The 22465-nt window shown below is 67.4% G+C and carries 18 protein-coding genes; 3 read left to right on the top strand and 15 right to left on the bottom strand.

Annotated elements, in window-relative coordinates; translation table 11 throughout:
• Window positions 1-14: 14 nt before the first annotated feature.
• The 6 genes from QX041_RS30690 to QX041_RS30665 all read right to left on the bottom strand — a co-directional run bounded on the left by QX041_RS30690 (window position 15) and on the right by QX041_RS30665 (window position 6856).
• Window positions 15-1046 (bottom strand): L-idonate 5-dehydrogenase, encoded by a 1032-nt coding sequence (locus tag QX041_RS30690; RefSeq protein ID WP_316167669.1) that lies wholly within the window; start codon window positions 1044-1046, stop codon window positions 15-17.
• Between the two features lie 33 nt (window positions 1047-1079).
• Complete coding sequence (locus QX041_RS30685; protein ID WP_316167667.1) at window positions 1080-1847, bottom strand: SDR family oxidoreductase; 768 nt, start codon at window positions 1845-1847, stop codon at window positions 1080-1082.
• A gap of 83 nt (window positions 1848-1930) precedes the next feature.
• A complete protein-coding gene (gene uxuA / locus QX041_RS30680; RefSeq protein WP_315718190.1) occupies window positions 1931-3127 on the bottom strand; it encodes a mannonate dehydratase in 1197 nt (398 codons plus the stop codon).
• A 33-nt stretch (window positions 3128-3160) separates the two neighbouring features.
• The gene (locus QX041_RS30675; protein WP_315718189.1) at window positions 3161-3886 is read right to left on the bottom strand and encodes a GntR family transcriptional regulator; all 726 of its coding nucleotides are present in this window, start codon (window positions 3884-3886) and stop codon (window positions 3161-3163) included.
• Between the two features lie 18 nt (window positions 3887-3904).
• Window positions 3905-5767, bottom strand: coding sequence for a TRAP transporter large permease subunit (locus QX041_RS30670; protein WP_316167665.1), 1863 nt, complete (start codon window positions 5765-5767; stop codon window positions 3905-3907).
• Window positions 5768-5839: 72 nt separating this feature from the next.
• Complete coding sequence (locus tag QX041_RS30665; RefSeq protein WP_316167663.1) at window positions 5840-6856, bottom strand: TRAP transporter substrate-binding protein; 1017 nt, start codon at window positions 6854-6856, stop codon at window positions 5840-5842.
• Between the two features lie 175 nt (window positions 6857-7031).
• Here QX041_RS30665 and QX041_RS30660 point away from each other — a divergent pair, with 175 nt between their 5' ends.
• The gene (locus QX041_RS30660) at window positions 7032-8042 is read left to right on the top strand and encodes a Zn-dependent oxidoreductase (RefSeq protein WP_316167661.1); all 1011 of its coding nucleotides are present in this window, start codon (window positions 7032-7034) and stop codon (window positions 8040-8042) included.
• 11 nt (window positions 8043-8053) lie between these two features.
• Window positions 8054-9640: a mannitol dehydrogenase family protein gene (locus tag QX041_RS30655; RefSeq protein ID WP_316167659.1), complete on the top strand. Its 1587-nt coding sequence runs from the start codon at window positions 8054-8056 to the stop codon at window positions 9638-9640.
• Here QX041_RS30655 and QX041_RS30650 read toward each other — a convergent pair.
• From QX041_RS30650 to QX041_RS30625, 6 genes are all read right to left on the bottom strand, one after another.
• On the bottom strand, window positions 9579-10994 hold the full coding sequence (locus QX041_RS30650; protein WP_316167657.1) for an FAD-binding oxidoreductase: 1416 nt from the start codon (window positions 10992-10994) through the stop codon (window positions 9579-9581). The genes QX041_RS30655 and QX041_RS30650 overlap by 62 nt on opposite strands.
• A gap of 120 nt (window positions 10995-11114) precedes the next feature.
• Window positions 11115-12776: an ABC transporter ATP-binding protein gene (locus QX041_RS30645; protein ID WP_316167655.1), complete on the bottom strand. Its 1662-nt coding sequence runs from the start codon at window positions 12774-12776 to the stop codon at window positions 11115-11117.
• Between the two features lie 46 nt (window positions 12777-12822).
• Window positions 12823-13683 carry an ABC transporter permease gene (locus QX041_RS30640; RefSeq protein ID WP_315750319.1) on the bottom strand — a complete coding sequence of 287 codons (861 nt, stop codon included), beginning with the start codon at window positions 13681-13683 and terminating at the stop codon, window positions 12823-12825.
• A gap of 2 nt (window positions 13684-13685) precedes the next feature.
• The gene (locus tag QX041_RS30635) at window positions 13686-14717 is read right to left on the bottom strand and encodes an ABC transporter permease (RefSeq protein WP_315718176.1); all 1032 of its coding nucleotides are present in this window, start codon (window positions 14715-14717) and stop codon (window positions 13686-13688) included.
• Window positions 14718-14736: 19 nt separating this feature from the next.
• Window positions 14737-16356 carry an ABC transporter substrate-binding protein gene (locus tag QX041_RS30630; protein ID WP_316167653.1) on the bottom strand — a complete coding sequence of 540 codons (1620 nt, stop codon included), beginning with the start codon at window positions 16354-16356 and terminating at the stop codon, window positions 14737-14739.
• Between the two features lie 143 nt (window positions 16357-16499).
• A complete protein-coding gene (locus tag QX041_RS30625; protein WP_316167651.1) occupies window positions 16500-17915 on the bottom strand; it encodes an NAD(P)/FAD-dependent oxidoreductase in 1416 nt (471 codons plus the stop codon).
• Window positions 17916-18125: 210 nt separating this feature from the next.
• Here QX041_RS30625 and QX041_RS30620 point away from each other — a divergent pair, with 210 nt between their 5' ends.
• A complete protein-coding gene (locus QX041_RS30620) occupies window positions 18126-19022 on the top strand; it encodes a LysR substrate-binding domain-containing protein (protein WP_316167649.1) in 897 nt (298 codons plus the stop codon).
• Between the two features lies 1 nt (window position 19023).
• Here the strand turns inward: QX041_RS30620 and QX041_RS30615 are convergent, their stop codons facing one another.
• From QX041_RS30615 to hydA, 3 genes are all read right to left on the bottom strand, one after another.
• On the bottom strand, window positions 19024-19785 hold the full coding sequence (locus QX041_RS30615) for an SDR family oxidoreductase (RefSeq protein ID WP_316167647.1): 762 nt from the start codon (window positions 19783-19785) through the stop codon (window positions 19024-19026).
• 1 nt (window position 19786) lies between these two features.
• The gene (locus tag QX041_RS30610) at window positions 19787-20758 is read right to left on the bottom strand and encodes an NAD(P)-dependent oxidoreductase (RefSeq protein ID WP_316167645.1); all 972 of its coding nucleotides are present in this window, start codon (window positions 20756-20758) and stop codon (window positions 19787-19789) included.
• 198 nt (window positions 20759-20956) lie between these two features.
• The gene (hydA, locus tag QX041_RS30605; RefSeq protein WP_316167643.1) at window positions 20957-22426 is read right to left on the bottom strand and encodes a dihydropyrimidinase; all 1470 of its coding nucleotides are present in this window, start codon (window positions 22424-22426) and stop codon (window positions 20957-20959) included.
• Window positions 22427-22465: the final 39 nt, after the last annotated feature.

The following is a 22465-nucleotide window of genomic DNA, read 5'->3' as shown; positions in this document are numbered from 1 at the left end:
CGTCAATCCATCCATCAAAACGTCAAATGAACCTTCATCGACCGGCTTCGATCGCTGGCGAGCTCGAAGGCGGCGACCGCCTGCTCGAATGGCAGCGCAGCCGAGATCAGCGGCTTGACGTCCAGCAGACCCTCGCCCATCAGCCGCAGCGCCAGCTCGAATTCGCGGTCGAACCGGAACGTGCCGCGCAATTGCAGCTCCTTCGTGACCAGCGTGTTGACCGGCAAGGTCATCTCGCCGCCGAGCCCAAGCTGGACGATCACGCCGCCGGGCCTCATGACGTCGAGCGCCGCCCGCAGGGCGGCCTGGTTGCCGGAGGCCTCGAACAGCACGTCGAACGTGCCCTTCCCGCTCCGCCACGGATCGAGCGCCGACGGCTTCGCCCCGACATTGAACGCATGGCTGGCGCCGAGCGTGCGCGCCATCGCAAGCGGCGCGTCGGCGACGTCGGTCGCCACGATCTCGGCTGCGCCGCCGTAACGCGCGACCAGGATCGACAGCGCTCCGATCGGACCGCAGCCGGTCACCAGCACGCGCTTGCCGAGCAGCGAACCGGCCTGGTGCGCGGCATGCAGGCAGACCGACAGCGGCTCGGCCATCGCGGCCTCTCCCAGCGACAACGACGGCGCGATCGGCACCGCCTGCGAGGCATCCACGGTGACGAACTCGCGGAAGCCGCCCTGCACGTGGGGATCGCGCATCGCGCTGCCCATGAAGCGCATGTCCAGGCACTGGTTGTGCCGCCCCTCGCGGCAATAGGCGCATTTGCTGCACGGCAGGCTCGGATTGACGGCGACGCGCGTGCCCTCGGCGAGGCCGGTCACGCCGGCACCGACAGCGGCGACGTGGCCTGCGATCTCATGACCCAGCGCCATCGGCTGCTTGATGCGGACCGTGCCGAAGCCGCCGTGATGGTAGTAATGCAGATCCGAGCCGCAGATGCCGCCGGCCTCGATCTTGACCCGGACCTCGCCGGGTCCCGGCGCCGGATCGGGAAAGCTGTCGATGCGCAGATCTTTCGGCGCGTGAATGACGACCGCACGCATGGCCGGCCTCCCTGTCTCGTGTCTTCCGCGATCCTACATCGCCGCCAGCATGCCGCCATCGACATAGATGGTCTGGCCGTTGACATAGGTCGACGCGTCGGAGGCCAGGAAGATCGCGGTGCCGACCAGTTCGTCGGGACGACCCCAGCGCTTCGCCGGGACGCGCGACATCAGCCAGTTGTTGAAGTCGGGGTTGCTCATCAGCGCCTGGTTCATGTCGGTCAGCATGTAGCCGGGACCGATCGCATTGGCCTGGATGCCGTGCGCGGCCCATTCGACGGCCATCGCGCGGGTCAGGTTGCGGATGCCGCCCTTGGCCGTGGTGTAGGGCCCGATCGTCGGCCTTGCCAGCTCGCTGCCGAGCGAGCCGATGTTGATGATCTTGCCGCTGTTGCGCGGAATCATCCGCTTGGCGGCCTCGCGCCCGATCACGAACGCGCTGGTGAGGTTGGTCTCGATGACGCGGCGCCACTCGTCGGTGGTGAACTCGACCAGCGGCTTGCGGTGCTGGATGCCGGCATTGTTGACGAGGATGTCGATCGCGATCCCCTGGTCATCGAAACGCGCGAAGGCGCTGACCACGGCCTGCTCATCGGTCACGTCGAACGGGCAGGCCTCGGCCTGATGGCCCGCGGCGCGGAATTCTTCCGCCGCCGCCAGCGTGCGCGCCGGGTCGGTGCCGTTGATGACGAGCCGCGCCCCGGCCTTGGCAAGGCCTTCGGCAATAGCGCGGCCGAGGCCGCGGGAGGAGCCGGTCACCAGCGCGGTCTTGCCGGAGAGATCGAAGAGCGAGGTCGACATCTGTTCAACTCGTGGACGACGTTCCGGCTGGCATCCTCGTTGACGGACAGCGCGCTGACAAGCGCGTTATCCGGCCCTGCCGATCAAACCGGGAGACGGTTAATGGCCGCGACGGCGGTCATCACCCCGCGGATCTCGGCGAGGCCCTTGAGCCGGCCAACCAGCGGATAGCCGGGATGCGTGCCGCGGCCGATGTCGTCGACCAGCTCATGACCGTGATCGGGGCGGAACGGGATCCGCCAGTCCGGATCGCCCTCGGCCTTGCGGCGCGCCTGCTCCTTGAGCAGCGTCGTCACGATCGCAACCATGTCGACATCGCCGCGCAGATGCTCGGCCTCCATGAACGAGCCGTCGAGCATCTTGGTGACGTTGCGCAGATGGACGAAGCGGATGTGCGGGGCGAACCGCTCGGCAAGCCGCGGCACGTTGTTGTGGCCGCCAGCGCCGAGCGCGCCGGTGCAGAACGTGATGCCATTGGCCTTCGACGGGGCGGCATCGACGATGAACTGCAGATCCTCGGCTGACGACACCACGCGCGGCAGGCCGAACAGGTCGCGCGGCGGATCGTCGGGATGGACGCACAGGCTGACACCGCACTCCTCCGCCACCGGCACCACCTCGCGCAGGAAGCGCGCGTAGTTGGCACGCAGCTCGGCATGGCCGATGCCGCGATATTTCTCCAGCATGCGGCGCAGGCCGGGCACGTCATAGCGGTCATAGGCGCCGGGCAACCCGGCCATGATGGTCGCGAGCAGCCGGTCCTTGTCGGCTTCGGAGGCCTGCGCCACCCAGGCTCTGGCGCGGTCGAGCACGTCGGAGGAGAATTCCGCCTCGGCGCCGGGCCGCTGCAGGATGTAGCAGTCGAACGCCGCCAGGCGATCCATGTCGAAGCGGAGCGCGGTGGCGCCGCCCGGCAGGCGGAAGGCGAGCTCGGTGCGGGTCCAGTCCAGCACCGCCATGAAATTGTAGCAGACGGTGGTGACGCCGCAGGCGGCGAGGTTGCGCAGCGACTGGCGGTAGTTGTCGAACAAGGACGTCAGATCGCCCTCGCCCAGCTTGATGGCCTCGGAGACCGGCAGGCTCTCGACCACGCTCCAGCGCAGCCGCAGCGATGAATCGCCTTCGATCAAGCCGATGCGCCTGATGATCTCATCGGTGCTCCACACCACGCCGTAGGGAATGTGATGCAGCGCCGTCACGATGCCGGTCGCGCCGGTCTGGCGAACCTGCGGCAAGGTGATGGGATCATCGGGTCCGAACCAGCGCCACGTCTGTTCCATGTCGTCACCTTCCAGAATGAATCAAGCGCGCGATCAGCGCCGCCGCCGTGCCCGCGTGCGCGGTTCGGCCTGCGACATCTCCTCCTGCCGGGCAAAGATGCCGTCAGCGCGGCGAAACACCTCGCGCAGATGCCGGCGCATCGCCGCGACCGCCTGGGCCTCGTTGCAGGCGGCCAGCCCGTCCAGGATCTCCTGATGCTGCGCGATCAGGAGCGGAATATGGCCGGCATCCTCGATCAAGGTCAGATGGCGGACGCGGTCGAAATGGATCTTGGTCTGACGGATCACCTGCCAGACATGGGGATGCCGGCTGGTGCGGGCGATCGTCTGATGGAACGCCTCGTCATGGACGTAGAACTCCGCCGGCGTCGCCGCCGCCTTCTGCTTGTCGATCAGCTCGGTCAGCTCGCGCAGCGCCGTCGCATCGATGTAGCGGACGGCCTCGGCAACCAGCGCGCATTCGAGATGCTCGCGGATGAACTGCGCCTCGCCGAACGCCTCGCGCGACACCGGCGCCACCACGCTGCCGCTTTGCGGATAGATGCGCACGAGGTCGACATCGGCGAGCTTGATCAGCGCCTCGCGCACCGGCGTGCGGCTGACGCCGAGCCGCTCGCACAGATCGAGCTCGGCCATCGGCGTGCCCGGCGGCAGCGCGCCGGAGACGATGTCCTCGAGCAGCCGCTCGTAGACCTGGTCGGCGAGCCGCCGGCCGGCCTTGCCGTCCAGTCGTGTCAGCGGTGTCAGATCGTCATCCATGACGGCAGTCTACCCGATTCACAGGAAGCCGATCGAGATCCACGGCAGGAACACGATCAAGAGCAGCGCAACGACGAGTGCGGCGAGATGCGGCCAGACGTGGCGGATGACCTCGTCCGGCGAGGCGCGGCCGATGGCGCAGGCGAGATAGAAGCCGACGCCGAAAGGCGGCGTGAACAGGCCGAGCCCCATCGCGAACACCGCGATGATGGCGTAGTGCACCTCGTGCACGCCCATCATGCGCGCGATCGGGAACAGCAGCGGCCCGAACAGCACCACCGCCGGCACGCCCTCGAGCACGCTGCCGAGCACGACGAAGGCGAGCGCCGAAATCAACAGGAAGCCCCAGCGGCCGCCGGGCGCGGCCACCATGAGGTCGACGAGCTGCTGCGAGAAGCCGGACTGGGTCAGCGCCCAGGCCATGCCGGTCGCAGCCCCCACCACCAGCAGGATAGCGCCGGACAGCGAGGCCGTATCGACCAGGATGGGATACACCCGCTTCCAGTCGAACTGGCGATAGACGAAGATACCGACCAGCACGGTGTAGATGACGCCGATCGCCGCGACCTCGGTCGCGGTGGCGACGCCCTCGACCACAGCCGAGCGGATCACGATCGGCAGACCGAGACCGGGAATAGAGATCGCAAACAGCCGCAGCCGCGTCTTGGCATCGAAACGCTGCGCGCCGCTCATGTCCTCCTTGCGCGTCTGCAGGAAGACGACGACGGAGAGTGCGATCAGGCCGACCACCGCCGGCAGCAGCCCGCCGGTGAACAGCGCCGCGATCGACACGCCCGTCACCGATCCGACCGTGATCAGCACGATCGAGGGCGGGATCGTTTCCGACATAACGGCCGAGGCCGACAGTAGCGACACCAGGTCGCCTTCCGAGCTGCCGCGCTGCTTCATCTCGGGAAACAGCGCCGGCGCAACCGCTGCCATGTCGGCCGCCTTGGCGCCGGAGATGCCGGAGACCAGGTACATCGCGCCGAGCAGCACATATTGCAGGCCGCCGCGGAGGTGGCCGATCAGCGACACGAGAAAAAGGATCATCGCCCGCGCCAGCCCGGCGATCTCGATCAGCGCACCCAGCAGCACGAACATCGGCACCGCCAGCAGCACCATGTGCGACATGCCCTCGCTGACCCGGCCAGGAACGATCAGGACCGGCACGGTCGTGCTGAAATGCAGATAGGCCACGGTGGCGAGCAGGAAGGTGAAGGCGATCGGCGTGCCGATCACCATGGCGCTGGCGACGAGCACAAAGAAGAAGATGAACAGATTGTAGTTGCCGAGATCCTCCAGCACAGGTGCGGCCGCATAGAGCGCCCCCGCACCGGCGAGCACCAGGGCCAGAGCGCCGACGATCTGCATGAGGCTCGCCTGCTGGATCAGCCGGTCGACCGCGGTGAGCAGCATCAGCAGCACGCCGACCAGCATCGCGGCCTCGCGATAGCCTTCGCTGATCTCGAGCACGGGCATCTGGCTGATCAGGTGGCTTTCGAGGTGGTGCCAGGACGGCATCACCAGCGCGACCAGCACGGTGCAGACCAGCATCAGGCCGAGCGCGTCGGTGCGCGCCCGCCACGCCGGCGACAGATTGCGGACGAAGGCGGTGAGCCGCATGTGCTCGGCGCGTCGCAATGCGACGACGGCGCCGAGCATCGCCAGCCACACGAACAGCACGGTGGCGAGTTCGTCGGACCAGATCAGCGGAGCATTGAACACGTAGCGCGCGGCCGTGGCCGCACCGAGCAGGACCAATTCGGCGACCACGATCGCGGCGGCCAGCGCCTCGACGGCGCGGCCTAGCAGATGATCGAAACGCGCAAAGGCGCCATGCGACGGCACCGAGGTCGTCGCGGTCATGTCAACGGCCATTCCACCCTCCCCGCAAGATCCTGCTGATGTCCGCGCATGCGGACATGCATCAGGGATGCAACGGCAGCTCGCTCAGAGCTGGCCGACCGATTTCTCCAGCAGGCCCCACGCCTCGGCGCCGAACTTGGTCTTCCACTCGGTGTAGAAGCCGGCGGTGCGCAGCGCGTCGCGGAACGGCTTGGTGTCGACCTTGTTGAAGGTCACGCCGGCCGCCTGCATTTCCGCCTGCGCCTTCTCGTTGAAGCTCTGGATGTCCTGGCGCTCCTTGACGGCGGCCTCCGACAGCGCCGCGGTGATGGCGTCGCGGACGTCGGCAGGCATGACATTCCAGCGCGCTGCATTGGCGAAGATGTAGTGGCCGTCCCAGATATGGCCTGATAGCGCGATGTACTTCTGCACCTCGTAGAGCTTGGCACTCTGGATCAGCGCCAGCGGATTCTCCTGGCCGTCGACGATGCGGGTCTGCAGGGCCGCATAGAGCTCGCCGAAATTGATCGGCGTCGGCGCCGCGCCGAGCGTCTTGAACAGCGTCACCCACAACGGATTGCCGGGCACGCGGATCTTGAAGCCCTTGAGATCGTCGGGCGAGGCGATCGGCTTGGCGCCGGAGGTGATGTTGCGATAGCCATTGTCGAGGCATTTCGGGAGCACGTGCAGGCCGACCTTGGCGAACTCGCCGCGCACATGGTTGCCGAGATCGCCGTCCATCGCCGACCACACCTGGTCGTAACTCTCGAACGCGAACGCCACCGCATTGATCCCGCCGATCGGCACCACCGTCTGGTTCACACCTGACGTCGACATGAAGTCGAGCGCGCCGCTGCGCACCTGCGAGAACATGTCGGGCTCGCTGCCGAGCTGGCCGTTCGGATAGACCTGCAGGTCGACCAGACCATTGGTCTGCTTCTTGATGACCTCCGACGCCTCGATGATCCGGACGACGCCGGGATGGGTGGCGGGAAACGCCGTGCCGTAACGCAGGCGATACTTCGCGGATTGGGCGTGGGCCGGTCCAAACGCCAGGGCTGAGGCCCCCGCGAGCGCGGTGCCGACGAAGCTTCGACGGGACATGGATGTGGCTGAAGACATTGGCAAACCTCCCCTGCCGGCCCGCTGTGGGGGCCTTTTGTATGTCATTCCTGTAACCGAAGCCTATAAGGGATACCAAAATAGGTTTCAATAGATAACTTGTATCCAAGTTGTGAGGTTGCTATACGACGCCGGCTCGCGATCGAGATGAGCACTGAAGGGGATGGAGGGACGCGTGAAGAGCCTCGTGGTGGAGCGGCCCGGCCGCCTGTCGATCGAAACGCGCCCTGTCCCTGAGCCCGCCACGGGCGAGCTCCGCCTCAAGGTCGAGCGGGCCGGCATCTGCGGCTCCGACATCCATATCCTGCACGGCAGCAACCCGTTCGCGCGCTATCCGCGCGTGATCGGCCACGAATTCTTTGGCCGCATCGACAAGCTCGGCGACGGCGTCGACGCCAAGCTTGGCGCCCGCGCGGTGGTCGACCCCGTCGTCGCCTGCGGCCATTGCTATCCCTGCTCGGTCGGCCGCCCCAATGTCTGCGCTGAACTCGCCGTGCTCGGCGTCCACCGCGACGGCGGCTTTTCGGAATATGCCTGCGTACCGGCCGCAAACGCGCATCTGCTGCCGGACAGCGTCGACGACGACAAGGCGCCGCTGGTCGAGCCGTTCTCGATCGCCGCCAACATCACCGATCATACGCGCGTGTTCGCTTCCGACGTCGCGCTGGTCTATGGCGCCGGGCCGATCGGGCTGACCGTGATCCAGGTGCTCAAGCACGTCTACGGCGTGAAGCAGCTGATCGTCACCGACCGCATCGATTCGCGGCTCGAAGCCGCCCAGCGCAACGGCGCCGACCGCGTCATCAACACGGCAAACACCGCCCTGCCCGCAGCGCTCGCGGATGCCGGCGTGAGGCCAACACTGATCCTCGATGCCGCGTGCCATCCCGCCATTCTCGCCGAAGCGATCGAGATCGCCTCGCCCGCCGCACGCATCGGCCTGCTCGGCTTTTCGGCGGAGCCCTCGACCATCGTGCAGCAGAAGGTCACGGCCAAGGAGCTCGCGATCCACGCTTCCAGGCTCAACAGCGGCAAGTTCGCCAAGGTCGTCGACTGGTTCGCGCGCGGCACGCTGCAACCCGAGCGTCTGATCACCCACCGCTTCGGGCTCGACGCCTACGCCGCCGCATTCGAGACGTTCGAGCACAACCAGACCGAATGCTGCAAAGTGCAGCTGATCTTCTGAGAGCTCCCGGCATGGACCGCCTCAGCCCCGCCACGCTCCGCCGCCTGCCCGCCGGCGTCCTCGCGCCGGATTACGACCGCGCGGCGGTCGCGACCGGCATCGTCCATCTCGGCCTCGGCGCCTTCCATCGCGGCCACCAGGCGGTCTACACGGATGCGCTGCTCAAGGACGATCCGCGCTGGGGCATCCTCGGCGTCTCCCTGCGCTCGCCCGACACGCGCGACGCGCTCGCGCCGCAAGGCGGGCTCTACAGCGTGACCGCGAGCGACGGCGCCGGCCAGCAGCGGCGCGTCATCGGCGCGCTCACCGGCCTTGCGGTCGCGCCGGAGGATCCGGCCGGCCTGCTCGCACGCCTCGCCGATCCCACCGTGCGCATCGTTTCCACCACCGTGACTGAGAAGGGCTACAACCACGATCCGGCGACCGGCACGCTGCGCGCCGATGATCCCGACATCCGTCACGACAGCGGTCACCTGACGCATCCTCGCAGCACGCTCGGATTCATCGTCGGCGGCCTGCGGCTGCGGCGGCAGCAGGGCCTGCCGCCCTACACGGTGCTGGCCTGCGACAATCTTCCGGCCAATGGCCATACCCTGCGCGGCCTCGTCATCGCCTTCGCCGAGCTGGTTGACCGCGACCTCGCCCGCTGGATCGCCGACGAGGTCCGCTTCCCCTCGACCATGGTCGATCGCATCGTGCCGGCCACCACCGACGCCGACCGCGCTGATGTCAGCACCGCGCTCGGCCTCGACGAGGCATGGCCCGTCGTCACCGAGCCGTTCAGCCAATGGGTCATCGAGGATGATTTCGGCGGCGATCGCCCGGCGTGGGACATCAGCGGCGCGCAGTTCGTCCGCGACGTCGCGCCGTTCGAGCTGATGAAGCTGCGGCTGCTCAACGGCGCGCACTCGACGATCGCCTATCTCGGCTATCTCATGGGCTGCGAGACGGTGGCCGCGGCCATGGCCGAGCCCGACCTCGCCGGCCTCGTCGAGGACATGATGTGCGACGAGGTCACGCCGACTCTGCCCGCGCTCGGCGGCTTCGACGTGACAGCCTATCGCGCCGCACTGCTGCAACGCTTCCGCAATCCGGCGCTGAAGCATCTGACAGCGCAGATCGCGATGGACGGCTCGCAGAAGCTGCCGCAGCGCCTGCTCGGCACCATCAGCGACCGGCTCGCCCGCGGCCAGCCGATCACCCGCCTCGCGCTCGCCGTCGCCGGGTGGATGCGCTACGTCAGCGGCACCGACGAACACCGCCAGCCGATCGCGCTGCGCGACCCGCTGGCGGCCAGACTGCGGGCCCTGGCGGATGACGCCGGCCCGGTTGCAGGCCGGCTTGCGCCTGCATTGTTCTCGGTCACATCGGTGTTCGGCACCGAGCTGCCGAACGATCCTCGCTTCACGGGCGCCGTTGAGGCAGCACTCGACAGCCTCTTCCTGAACGGAACCCGTGCGACTGTCGCGCAGACCCTGCAGAACCCAGGCGGACGTCACACCGGTCCTGATTGGGCGAACGCGACGTCAGCACCGACTACACATTCGGCAGCAGCTTGCCCGGGTTCATCAGACCATGCGGATCGAGCGCGCGCTTGAGCTGACGCATCAGCTCGAGCTCGAGCGCTGGCTTGCACAGCGGCATCTCCGCGGTGCGGAGCTGGCCGATGCCATGCTCGGCGCTGATCGAGCCGCGGCGGCGGGTGATCTCGTCGTGGACGAGGCGAGTGATCCGCGGACCGTGCCCGTCAAACTCGTCCTCGCTGATGTCGAGCGGCCGCATCAGATTGTAATGCAGGTTGCCGTCGCCGAGATGGCCGAACACCATGGGACGGATGCCGGGCAGCGCAGCGCCGACCGCCGCATCCATGACACCGACGAAATCGGCGATCTCGGCCACGGGCACCGCGACGTCGTGCTTCAGCGCCTTGCCTTCGCGCACCAGCGCCTCGGACACGCTCTCGCGTACGCGCCAGAACGCCTTGGCCTGGATGCCGTCCTGGGCCACGACGGCGTCGGAGGCAAGTCCTTCCGCCATCGCCTGAGCTAGCGCGGTTTCGAGACGCGCCGTCAGCGCGGGCTCGTCGCTGATGTCGCTGAGCTCGATCAGCACCGCTGCGTCGGGCAGCGCCGTGAACGGCAGCCGCGCATCCGGGATCTGGCACAGGATCATGTCGAGCGTCGCCGAGGTCAGGAATTCGAATGCAGTGAGGCGATCGCCGCAATGAGCACGCGACAACTGTAGAAGCTTCAGCGCGGCGGCCGCATCGGGGACTGCGACGAACGCAGTCGCGCGCGCCGTCGGCTGCGGGAACAGCTTGAGCACGGCGCCGGTGATGATGCCGATCGTGCCTTCCGAGCCGATGAAGAGATCGCGCAGCGCATAGCCGGTGTTGTCCTTGCGAAGGCTGCGCAGCCCGTCCCAGATGCGGCCATCCGGCAGCACCACTTCGAGCCCGAGAGTCAGCTCGCGCATCACGCCATACCTTAACACGGCGACGCCGCCGGCGTTGGCCGCGAGATTGCCGCCGACGGTGCAGCTCCCCTCGGACCCGAGGCTGAGTGGAAACAGCAGGCCGGCCGCGCCGGCGGCCTCCTGCACCTTCGCCAGCACGACGCCGGCATCGACCACCATGGTCTGGCCGATGGGATCGAGCGCGCGGACGCGGTTCATCCGCGCCAGCGACAGCACGATCGCTCCGCCGCTCGCATCGGGTGTCGCGCCGCCGGACAGGCTCGTGTGGCCGCCCTGCGGCACCACGGCGACGCGGGCCTCGGCGCAGGCCGCCATGACCGCGGCGACCTCTGCCGTCGACGCAGGACGCACGACGGCGATGGCAGCGCCACGATACTTGCCCAGCCAGTCGCGCAGATACGGCGCCTGATCTTCGGCTGCGACGAGAACATGCGCTGCGCCGACGGCGCTCTGCAGCCTTTCGATCAGCACCGTCATGACGCGCGATCCAACCCTTTGATGACCTGAGATGGCGATGCGCACAAACTAACAGCTCCGCCGATCGCGGCCCCAATACCAAGTTGTCCGCCATCCATAATCGATTGTTATGGGTGAGGATCAGGCCGGTGCCAGCGCCATCGGCGGGTCGATATGCGGAACGGCATCGACCAGCTCGCGCGTGTAGTCGGTCTGCGGATTGGCGAACAGCGCCCGGCTCTCGCCCTGCTCGATGATGAGGCCTGTGCGCAGCACGATGGTGCGGTCGCACATCATGCGCACGACATTGAGATCGTGGCTGACGAACAGAAATGCGAGGTTGTCCTCGCGCCGAAGCCGGTTCAGGAGCTGCAGCACCACGGCCTGCACGGAGACGTCGAGCGCCGCGGTCGGCTCGTCCAGCACCAGCAGACGCGGCCGGCAGGCGATGGCGCGGGCGATTCCGACGCGCGCCTTCTGCCCGCCAGAGAGCTGATGCGGAAAGCGCGACAGCAGCTCGCGCGGCAGGCCGACACGCTCGGCGCATTCCTCGACCCGCCGGCGCAGTCTGTCGCCTGAGCGCATGTTCATCAGTCGCAGCAGCGGATGGGCGATGCAGTCGAATGCCGTGTAGCGCGGATTGAGGCTGTCGTTCGGATCCTGGAAGACGATCTGGATGTCCTTGCGCAGCTCGGAACGGTGGAAGTCGCGCGCCGGGATCCGGCCGATCGACTGGCCGTCGAACAGGATCTCGCCGGCGCTGGCATCGATCAGCCGGCAGATCATGCGCGACGTCGTGCTCTTGCCGGAACCACTCTCGCCGACTAGGCCGACGCTCTCGCCGCCGCGCATGGTCATCGAGAAGTCCGCGACGCCCACGGTGCCGTCGTCGAAACGCTTGCTGACAGTCCTGACGTCGAGCAGCAGCGGCGTGCCGTGCGGCGGAGGCGGCAGCTCCGTCACCGCGACCAACGGAATGCGCTCGCCGTCCGGCACCAGATCCTCAATGCGCGAGGTCGCCGTCGGCGACGCCGCGACCAGCCGTTTGGTGTAGGGGTGCTGCGGCCGATGGAACAGCGTGAGCGGCTCGGCCTCCTCGACCAGCCTGCCCTGCTCCATCACCACGACGCGCGCGCAGTAGCGCGCGGCCAGCCCGAGATCATGCGTGATCAGGATCGTCGCCATGCCGCGGTCGGCGGCGATATGAGCGAGCAGGTCCATCACCACCTTCTGCGTGGTGACGTCGAGGCCGGTGGTCGGCTCGTCCGCGATCAGCAGCTGCGGGCTGCAGGAGATCGCGATCGCGATCATCACCCGTTGGCACATGCCGCCGGAGAGCTCGTGCGGATAGGCGCTCATGCGCCGCTCGGGATCGCGGATCTGCACGGCCTTCAAGAGTTGCAGCGCCTCGGCCTGCGCCTCCTGCCGCGACAGCCGTCTATGCGCGAGGATCGCATCCGCAATCTGCTGGCCGACGGTGCGGATGGGATTGAGGGCCGCGCGCGGGTTCTGGAAGATCGTCGCCATCGCAGCACCATGCAGGCTGCGCAGATCGGCGCCGCCGGCGCGGGTGATGTCCTGGCCCTTGAAGCGGATCCGGCCGCCGGTGATGCGGCCGGCCTTGTCGAGCAGATGGGTGATGGCAAAGCCGGTCACCGATTTGCCGGAGCCGCTCTCGCCGACGAGGCCAAGCATCTCACCCGGTGCGAGCGACAGGGACACGCCGCGCACGGCCTCGACGATACCACGGCGGGTGGAGAAGGAGACCTTGAGGTTCTCGACCTCGAGCAGCGGTGCGCTCACGTTCTCATCCTCGGATGCGCCACGCTGATCATCTTCAATTCGCCCGTCATGTGCGCATCCGGGGATCGAGGATATCGCGCAGGCCGTCGCCGAGCAGATTGAAGCACAGCACCGCGCTCATCAGCGCAAGTCCGGGAAACGCCACCAGCCACCAGCGCCCCGTGGAGATGAAGCGGGCGCCCTCGGCGACCATGATGCCCCATTCCGGCGTCGGCGGCTTGACGCCGAGGCCGATGAAGGAGAGGCCCGCGGCATTGAGGATCGCCCAGCCGAGATTGAGCGACATCTGCACCGCCATCGCCGGCAGCACGTTCGGCAACAGGAAGCGCAGCACGACCGCGACATGGCTCTCGCCGCAGGCCCGCGCGGCCTCGACCCAGCCGAGATTGCGGCGGATGTTCACTTCGGCGCGGGCGAAGCGGATGTAGAACGGCAGATTGATGATCGCGGTCGCGATCACGATGTTCTCGACGCGGTTGCCGAGCGCGGCGACCATCGCCATCGCCAGCACGAACAGCGGGAACGCCATCAGGACGTCGATGAAGCGGCCGACCGCCTTGTCGAGCCGGCCGCCGGCATAGCCGCAGAGTGCACCGATCACCGAGCCGAGCGCGAAGGACACAGCAACCGCCGTCACCGCGATCGTGAGGTCGAGCCGGCTCGCGACGATCAGGCGGCTGAGCACATCGCGACCGAGCTGGTCGGTGCCGAACCAGTGCGCCGCGCTCGGCGGCTGCAGCGCCTGCGGTACGTCGGAGACGACCGGATCATAGGGCGCGAGCCACGGCGCAAAGATCGCGATCAGCGCCAGCAGCAGCGCACCGCCAGCCGCGACGGCGGTGACCGGATTGCCGCGCAGCACGAAGGCAGTGTGGCGCAGGGTCGACGAGGCCTCGATCGTGCTCATGCTCACGCCACCGTCGCCCTGGGATCGGCGATGCCATAGAGTACATCGACCAGCAGATTGACGATCACGAAGATCGTCGCCATCAGCAGCACGAAGCCCTGCACCGGCGCGTAGTCGGAGACCAGCAGCGCATCGAGCGCGTAGGAGGCGACGCCGGGCCAGGAGAACACCTTCTCCACCAGCACATTGGCGCCGAGCATGGTCGAGAACACGATCCCGGCGATGGTGATGACCGGCAGGATCGCGTTCCTCAGCGCATAGGTCACGACGATGCGCCACCACGACAGCCCGACCGAGCGCGCCGTGCGCACGAAGTCGCTGCCGAGCGACACCAGCATCGAGGCGCGGGTGATGCGCGCCAGCGGCGCGATCACGAACAGCGCCATGGTCAGTGCCGGCAGCATCAGCTGCCGGGCCGCCGCCCACCAGCCCTCGACATCGCCGGCGAGCAGGAAGTCGATGATCAGGAAGCCGGTCCGCGACGGCGGCAGTGTGGCGAAGATATCGATGCGGCCCGTGGGGTCCGGCGCCAGGCCGAGCAGATAATAGAACACGTAGATCAGCAGCAGACCGGAGACGAAGGTCGGAACGCAGACGCCGAGCGAGCAGAACAGCCGCACGCCGTGATCGACCAGCGAGCCCGGCCGCAGCGCAGCCAGCACGCCGAGCGGCACCGCCGACACCAGCGCGATCAGCAGCGCCGTCAGGGTCAATTCGAGCGAGGCCGGCAGCCGCTCCTTGAGATCCTTGGCGACCGCCTGCCCGGTCATCATCGAGCGGCCGAGATTGCCGCGGCCGACGTCGTAGAGATAGATCGCGAGCTGGTTCGGCAGCGGCTTGTCGAGCCCGAGCTGCCGGCGGATGACCTCGATCTCCTCCTGGCCGGCATTGGGGCCGGAGGCAAAGAACACGGCCGGATCCCCCGGCAGCACGCGCATCAGCAGGAAGGTGAAGACCAGGACCCCGAACAGCGCCGGCAGCGACGAGACGAAGCGTCGTCCCGCCCGGGCCAAGGTTGCGCCGATCGTGCCCATGGTTATCAGCCGTCCCCCGTTACTTTCGGCTCAGGTTACGATAATCGACCTGCCGCGTGAACTGGTAGACGTAGCCATCCACCGTCGGCTGCATCACCGCGTCCTGCGCCGCCTGCCAGATCGGGATCTGGAACATCTGGTCGAAATGGATGGCGTTGAGCGCCTTGCCCTGCTCCTCATATTTCGCCTTGTCGGCCTCAAAGCGCGCCTCCTGCGCGATCTTCTCCAGCTCGGCATTGTCAGTCGAGGAATAATTCCAGCGCTGCTTACCCGTGTAGAAGTTGCGATAGAAATAGTCGGTCGAGGGCAGCCAGGCGACGATGCCTTCGGTGAAGAACGGCAGCTTCTTCTCGTTGATCGCGGTCGACATCTGCGCATCCGGCAGCTTCTGGATGTCCACCTTGATGCCGATCTTGGCGAGCGATTCCTTGACCAGCGCGGCCATCGGCTCGGCGGTCGCCGCCTGGCCGACATTGAAGCTGAAGGTGGTGGAGAAGCCGTCCGCCATGCCGGCGTCCTTCAGATAGGCCCTCGCCTTCTCCAGATCGAGCTTGATCGGCTGCGGGATCGGATAGCCGCCGCTCGGCGGCTTGCCGTCGGCCCACGTCGCGCCGTAGAGCGGCGCGCCGCGGCCGAACAAGGCCGCCTTGAACATGTCGTCATAGGGCAGCGCGTAAGCGATGGCGCGGCGCACATTGACGTTGTCGAACGGCGGGATGGCGTTGTTCATCGAGATGAAGGTCACCGCGTTGTATTGCGGCGTCGAGATCACCTTCAGCTTGCCCTTGCCTTCGAGCGACTGCACGTCGCTCGCCTGCAGGTCGATGACGAGGTCGGCGTCGCCGCGCTCCACGAGGTTGGCGCGCGTCGCCGGTTCAGGCACCGACTGGATGATCAGGCGCTTGAACGCCGCCGGCTTGTCCGGCGTGCCGCGATTCCAGGCCTCGTTGCGCTTGGCGATCACCTGCTCGCCGGGCTTGAAGCTCTCGACGATGTAGGCGCCGCTGCCGGCCGCGTTCTCCTTGGTCCAGTTCAGCGCCCATGGGTCTTCGGCCGTCGCATGCGCCTTGGCGAGCTTGGAGTTGATGATGATCGGATAGACGGTCGCGAGATTCGGCAGCGCCAGCTTGTCCGGCTTCGGCAAGGTCACTTCGAACGTCAGGGGATCAATGACCTTGAACTGATCGGCCGACGTCAGCGAGCCCGTCAGCAGTTGCGCCTTGCCGAGGATTGGCGCGGTGACGCAGCGGTCGAGCGACCATTTGACGTCCTCGGCCGTCACCGGCGAGCCGTCCTGGAACTTGGCGTCGGGGCGCAGCTTGAAGGTGATCTTCAAACCGTCAGAGCTGACCTGATAGGATTCAGCGAGCTCGCCGGTGATCGTGTCGAGATCGAACACCCACTTACCATTGAGCTGCTTGCGGCCGAACGACACCAGCCGGTCGTAGCTCGACATCGACAGCGCGAAGGCCTCGCGCGTCGAGCCCGGAATGTTCGGATCGAGCGTGTTGACGGTGGCACCGGTGACATAGCGCAGAGTCTCGGCGCGGCTCTGCGCATGCGCCGATGGCGCAGCCAGCATCACCGCGAGCAAGGCGGGCGCAGCGAACAACGAACGTTTGGACATCTCGAAACTCATCGCCCTTGTTCCCTCATTGGTCTCAAAATCCGGGACTGAAATACCCTGCCAGCGGTCACCGGCGACGCAAGCACATCAGATGGAAGCGCATCAGATGGGAGCGCATCAGATGGGAGCGCATCAGATGGGAGTTCAGCAGCAAATCACGTGCCACGGCGCACCTCGGCCTGCTTCACATCGTAGGCCTGGAAGTTGGCCCAATGCTTGTCGATGTCGGCCTTGAACAGCCCGCGCGTCAGCCCATGCACGAGCTTCGGCACCGCGGTGGTCATTGCATTGATGGAAGATCCCGACGCGCCGAAGCTCATCGTCGAGGCAATGGCAAACACATGGACGTCGCGGATCCACGGCGTCCGGCCAGCCACACGCTCGCACAGCGCATAGTCGTCGGCGAGATAGGGAAAGGCGCCAAGCCGGTCGTTGCGCTCGCCGGCATCGGGCGTGTAGCGATCGCACCAACGCGCGATGTTGGCGGCAAAGCGCTGCAGCTCCGGACGCTTTGCGAAGTCCATCGAGATGCCCGTCGCGCTGACCACGAAATCGACTGTGACTTCGCCTTGCGGTGTCCGCAGCACGACTCCCTCTGACGTTTCGCACGCGATCAGCACAGGCGCGCCCTCATGCAGGTGGAACGCAGCATGACGGGCGCAGCGATCATAGGTGTGCTGCGGAAAGCCCTCGCGCAACTCGAGGACCGCGCGCATGAAACGCCAGCGCCAGACGTCGTCGAGTTCGGAGAAATGCCGCAGGAAACCACGGAACGTCAGCCAGCGATAGGGTTGGATCAGTTGGATTTCCGTGCGGCGGCATACCAGATCGACGCTGTTCGCACCGGCTTCGAGCGCAGCCGCCGCATTGTCGAACGCCGAGGCACCGGCCCCGATCACGGCGACGCGGCGGCCGCGCAAGCTGTCGAAATCGATCTCGGCGCCGGAATGGGCGCAGCGCGTTGCGGGCAAATGGCGCAGAGGCTCCGGAATGCTCCAATCGCCCATCCCCTCCTGCCCGGTCGCCAGCACGATCTTGCGGGCATAGATCGTCGTCTCACCATCCTTGCTGCGCACTGTCGCCTGCAGCAGTCCGTCAGCGGCCGGTGCGATATCGACGACTTCGCAGCCGTTGCGCACTGGAAGGTCGAGCACCTCGCGATACCAGGCGAGATAGTCTGCCCAATATTCGCGCGGGATCAGGTCAAGATTGCGCCAGCTCTCGCCGCCAAACTTCGCCTCGTGCCACGCCTGATAGGTCAGACAGGGGACGTCGAGATCGGGTCCGGTGAAGTCCTTCGGGCTGCGCAGGGTCGGCATGCGCGCATAGCTGAGCCACGGTCCTTCGCGGCCTGCCTCGGCTTTGTCGAGCACGAGAATGTTGCTGACGCGCGAGCGCAGCAGCGCGAAGGCGGTGGCAAGACCCGACTGGCCGCCGCCGACGATCAGCACATCGCGCGCAGGCCGGCCATCGGGACCGACGACGGGCGTCAGCCATGGCATGCTGGGATGGGCGATCCTGGCAAGATCGCCACGGACCAGGGCCGTCAGCGCGGCGAGGCCATCGCTCATGCCGGGAACCGGAATTGACACGCGCAATCGCGATCGAAACGCTCGCTGTCGCTCACGCTCTCTCCATCAGTCATGTCACCCGGCACGCGAAGCTTAGCAAAGCAGGTCCGGCACCGACCATACCGATTTGTCCGCCGCCCATAACAGCTTGTTATGGGGCGGCAGCGGCGGCTAGAGTCGACAGCCATCCACAGCGGGACAAGAGGTCGCATGCCGCTCAATCTGCGCCAGATCGAGGTGTTCCGCGCGATTATGATGACAGGCTCGATCAGCGGCGCTGCGCGGCTGCTCTCGGTGTCGCAGCCCGCGATCAGCCGGCTGCTGGCCTATACCGAGGATGGCCTCAAGCTCAAGCTGTTCGAGCGCATCAGCGGCCGGGTGCAGCCGACGCCGGAGGCCAAGCGGTTGTTCGCCGAGGTCGAGCACGTCCATCGCGGCGTCGCGCGCATCAACGACCTCGCCGACGAGCTGCGCGCCGGCGGCACGGGCACCATCCGCGTGGTGGCGAGCCCGAGCGCGGCCCACAGCATGGTGCCGGAGGCGCTGGCGCGGCTGCGCGGCCGCTTTCCAGATCTGCGCGTCGAGTTCGAATCGTTGACCCTGCTGGAGATCGTCAGCCGCGTCGGCACAGCCCGCGCCGATCTCGGCATCACTGTGCTGCCGGTCGACGAGCCGACAGTCGCGGTCGAGACGATCGCGGAGGGCGCGCTGCACGTGATCATGCCGGCCGACCATGCCCTGACGAGGCTGCGCAGCATCAGGCCGAAGGACATGCTGCCCTATCCGCTGGTCGGCTTCGGCCCGCAGACGCCTTATGGTCACATCGTCACGTCGGCCCTGGCCGGCGGCCCGGAGCCGACCACGATCGTGCGCTACACGCCCGACGCCTGCGCCATGGCCCGCGCCGGCGCGGGCCTTGCCGTGGTCGACCAATTCGTGCTGCGCGGCCGCGCCTGGCCCGACCTCGCGGCACGGCCACTCGCACCGAAGATTCCGATGCGCGCGTATCTCCTGACGCCTCGCTTCGAGCCGCTGTCTCGCAACGCGGCCGCGCTTGCGGACATTTTGCGCGGGCGCGATCGGAAGTCCGGCACGGCCAGGCGTTGAGCTACGCCGCGAGCCAGCCGCCATCCACCGGCAGCACGATGCCGGTCGTGAACGACGCCTCGTCGCTGGCCAGGAACAGCGCGGCGGCCGCGACCTCGTCGGCCGCGCCAAAGCGCTTCATCGCGTGTCGCTGGCGCGAGGCCTCGCGCACCGGCTCCGGATCGACGTGGCGCGCAAAGCTCCGGCGCAGCAGCGGCGTGTCGATCGCACCCGGCGCCAGCGCATTGACGCGGATGCCGTCGGTAGCGAAGTCGACCGCCATGGTGCGGGTCAGGCTGATGATCGCGCCCTTGGCGGCGATATAGGCGCTATTGCCTTTGCCGCCGGCGACCGCAAGCTGCGATGCCACGGTGATGATCGACCCGGCCTTCTGCTTCTGCATGATCGGCACCGCGACCTTGGCCCACAGCCAGGTGCCGCCGACATTGGCGCGGAACACCGCGTCCCAATCCATAGGATCGGTCGTGACCACGGTGCCGCCGCAGGAGAAGCCGGCAGCGGTCATCAGCACATCCAGCCGGCCGCGCGCGGCTGCCACGCTCTCGACCGTCGCCTTTGCAAAATCCGCATCACCGACATCGCCGACATACACGCGGCCCTGGCCTCCGGCCTTGGCCAGGAGCAACAGGGTTTCCTCCGCGCCTGCCGCGTCGCGGTCGACCAGCGCAACATAAGCGCCCTCGCGCGCGAACATGACGGCGCTGGCGCGGCCGATGCCGGAGCCGCCGCCGGTGATGACCGCGACCTTCGCGTTGAGCCTCATATCAGTCTCTCCCGTACTGATCGAACCAGCGGCCGAAATGCTCGGCCGATGCCGCGCAGTCGAAGCGCGCGCGCCAGCCGAACTCCTCGGCCAGTCGCGTCGTCGACAGCCGGCCGCGGTTCGGCGCGAACACCGGCACCGTGGGCGTCTCGCCCTGCTCCGCGAGCCGGCAGACGAAGCCGGGGCGGCCTTGCGCGAAGGCGCGGCCCCAGGCCTCGGCGGTAAACGTGGCTGCGCTGGAGATGTTGTAGAGCGTGTGCTGCGGCCTCTCGGCTTCCAGCAACCGGCAGACGGCGTCGGCGACGTCGACCGCATAGACCCAGTCCTTGCCGCCCGGTTCGTTCAGCAGCGCCGGCGCATTGCGCGCGCAACAGGCCGCGATCAGCGCCTGCGGCGATGGCGTGTCGCGCACGCCGCCGCCGCGCTCGAACGGGCCGAACACGGCCGACAGACGCACGCTGATCACGTCGGTTTGCCACAGGTCCGACAGCCGCGCCGCGACGCGCTCGGAGGCGAACTTGCTGATCGCATAGAGCGACACCGGCTCGCACGGCGTGCTCTCCTCCAGCACGGCAAAGCGCTGACCGCTGGCGCCGTAGGACGCCGCCGAGGACAGGTTGATGACGCGGCGGATGCCGCTGCGCCGCGCCGCCTGCAGGATCGGCACCTGCGCCAGCAGATTGACCGCGAGGATGCGCTCGGGGTCGGATGCGTCACGCTCCGGACCGGCGGTGATCGCGGCGCCCATGACAACGGCATCGCAGCCGCTGGCGATCGCGGCCGCAACAGCGCTCGCATCGGTGACGTCGCCCTGCACGAGGTGCAACCGCTCGCAATACGGCGCAAAGGCGCGCTCCGCCGCGTTCGGCAGAGCCGCTGCGTCAAAGATCGTCGCGGCATGGCCGCGCTCCAGCAGGCCTTGCGCAATGTTGAGCCCGACGAAGCCGGCGCCGCCGAAGATCAGGACATGCATCAAAGAGGTCCTCGCATGGACAGCGATCGACGAAGGGCATTCAGCTCTCGCCCCACGTCATGGCCTGGCGCCGTCCCGGCCACCCACGTCCGGCGGCATCCCGGGAAGCACGTGGATGCCCGGCTCGAGCCCGGGCATGACGGCGGAGAGCGGAGCGACCGCGTCAACATGATCAGCTACTCCAACAGCTCTTCGCGTCTAGAGCAGCTTCGCCCCAAAATTCTGCTCCGGGTCCATATCCGCGACCAGGCGCCCCGTCGGCTTCGCAGCCTCGCCGCCGCTGCGGGCGAGGAACTGGCCGGAGCCGGGCGCGGCCGACAGTCTGCCGTTGTCAATGATGACGCGGCCGCGCGACAGCACGGTCACCGGCCAGCCCTGCACGCTGCGCCCCGCAAACGGCGTGTAGCCGGCGAGGTCGTGCATGGCGGCATCGCTGATCGTGACGTGCTTGTCCGGATCCCACAGCGCGATGTCGGCATCGGCGCCGATCGCGATCGCGCCCTTCCTCGGATGCAGATTGTAGATCTTGGCCGGCGCCGTCGCCGTGAGCTCGACGAACTTGTTGAGGCCGAGCCGGCCCTTCGACACCATCGCATCGAACAGCAGCGGCAGCCGCAGCTCCAGGCCCGGCAGGCCGTTGGCGATCTGCTTGAAGTTGGGGTTGGGGCCGGCGCGCAGCTTGCCGGTCTCGTCGAAGCGATACGGCGCGTGATCGGAGGAGATCGTCTGCAGATCGCCGAGCGACAGCGCCTGCCACAGCGCCTCCTGGTCGGGCGCGCGGCGCGGCGGCGGGCTGCACATCCACTTCGCGCCCTCGATGCCGGGCTTGTCGAGATCCTCGGCCGTCATGAACAGGTATTGCGGACAGGTCTCCGCGAACACCTTCAGCCCCTGCCCGCGCGCATCGCGGATCACCTTGGCGCCTTCCGCGGTCGAGACGTGGAAGATCATGATCGGCTGATCGACGAGGGCGGCCATGCCGATCAGGCGGTTGAACGCCTCGGCCTCGGAGAAGCGCGCGTGGCTGATGGCGTGGTATTTCGGCGCGGTGTAGCCGCGCGACAGCAGCCGCTTCACCATCCAGGAGATGATGCCATGGTTCTCGGCGTGCGCGCACAGCATGGCGCCGCCCTCGCGCGCGGCGACGAGAATGTCGAGCAGCGGCTCGTCGTCGATCTTGAGCCGGTCGTAGGTCATGAAGATCTTGATCGAGCCGTGGCCCTGACGGATCAGCGCCGGCAGGTCGCCCTCCAGCGTCTCCCTGGTCGGATCGGCGACGATCATGTGGAACGCGTAGTCGATCACGGCACCCTTGCGCGCCAGCGCGTGATAGTCCTCGACCACCTGGGGCAACTGCATGCCGACATGCTGGGCCGCGAAGGAGATCACGGACGTGGTGCCACCGAAGGCGGCCGACGTGGTGGCGCTCTCGAAGGTGTCGGCATTGACGATCCCTGCCGCCGAGAGCTGCTCGATATGGCAATGGCTGTCGACGCCGCCGGGCAGCACATATTTGCCGCGCGCGTCGATCTCGCGCTTCGCCGTTCCGAGCCCGCGGCCGATCGCCGCGATGGTCTCGCCTGTGATGGCGACATCGGCCTCGAACGTATCGGTGGTGGTGGCGACGCGCCCGCCTCGGATGATCAGGTCATAGGCCGGCTCGGTCATCGCGATCTCCTAGTTCTGCCAGATGGAACGCCGTGGACG

The organism is Bradyrhizobium sp. SZCCHNRI2009 (genome assembly GCF_032485115.1).
Lineage (GTDB): Bacteria > Pseudomonadota > Alphaproteobacteria > Rhizobiales > Xanthobacteraceae > Bradyrhizobium.
The sequence above is the reverse complement of the archived record's forward strand: the minus strand, read 5'-3'. Positions and strand labels throughout refer to the sequence as shown.

Excerpts from the sequence above, each read along its gene's own strand:
- QX041_RS30690 (WP_316167669.1), bottom strand. The coding sequence starts at position 1,046 with ATGCGTGCGGTCGTCATTCACGCGCCGAAAGATCTGCGCATCGACAGC.
- QX041_RS30685 (WP_316167667.1), bottom strand. The coding sequence starts at position 1,847 with ATGTCGACCTCGCTCTTCGATCTCTCCGGCAAGACCGCGCTGGTGACC.
- uxuA (WP_315718190.1), bottom strand. The coding sequence starts at position 3,127 with ATGGAACAGACGTGGCGCTGGTTCGGACCCGATGATCCCATCACCTTG.
- QX041_RS30675 (WP_315718189.1), bottom strand. The coding sequence starts at position 3,886 with ATGGATGACGATCTGACACCGCTGACACGACTGGACGGCAAGGCCGGC.
- QX041_RS30670 (WP_316167665.1), bottom strand. The coding sequence starts at position 5,767 with ATGGCCGTTGACATGACCGCGACGACCTCGGTGCCGTCGCATGGCGCC.
- QX041_RS30665 (WP_316167663.1), bottom strand. The coding sequence starts at position 6,856 with ATGTCTTCAGCCACATCCATGTCCCGTCGAAGCTTCGTCGGCACCGCG.
- QX041_RS30655 (WP_316167659.1), top strand. The coding sequence starts at position 8,054 with ATGGACCGCCTCAGCCCCGCCACGCTCCGCCGCCTGCCCGCCGGCGTC.
- QX041_RS30650 (WP_316167657.1), bottom strand. The coding sequence starts at position 10,994 with ATGACGGTGCTGATCGAAAGGCTGCAGAGCGCCGTCGGCGCAGCGCAT.
- QX041_RS30640 (WP_315750319.1), bottom strand. The coding sequence starts at position 13,683 with ATGAGCACGATCGAGGCCTCGTCGACCCTGCGCCACACTGCCTTCGTG.
- QX041_RS30635 (WP_315718176.1), bottom strand. The coding sequence starts at position 14,717 with ATGGGCACGATCGGCGCAACCTTGGCCCGGGCGGGACGACGCTTCGTC.
- QX041_RS30630 (WP_316167653.1), bottom strand. The coding sequence starts at position 16,356 with ATGAGTTTCGAGATGTCCAAACGTTCGTTGTTCGCTGCGCCCGCCTTG.
- QX041_RS30625 (WP_316167651.1), bottom strand. The coding sequence starts at position 17,915 with ATGAGCGATGGCCTCGCCGCGCTGACGGCCCTGGTCCGTGGCGATCTT.
- QX041_RS30620 (WP_316167649.1), top strand. The coding sequence starts at position 18,126 with ATGCCGCTCAATCTGCGCCAGATCGAGGTGTTCCGCGCGATTATGATG.
- QX041_RS30615 (WP_316167647.1), bottom strand. The coding sequence starts at position 19,785 with ATGAGGCTCAACGCGAAGGTCGCGGTCATCACCGGCGGCGGCTCCGGC.
- QX041_RS30610 (WP_316167645.1), bottom strand. The coding sequence starts at position 20,758 with ATGCATGTCCTGATCTTCGGCGGCGCCGGCTTCGTCGGGCTCAACATT.
- hydA (WP_316167643.1), bottom strand. The coding sequence starts at position 22,426 with ATGACCGAGCCGGCCTATGACCTGATCATCCGAGGCGGGCGCGTCGCC.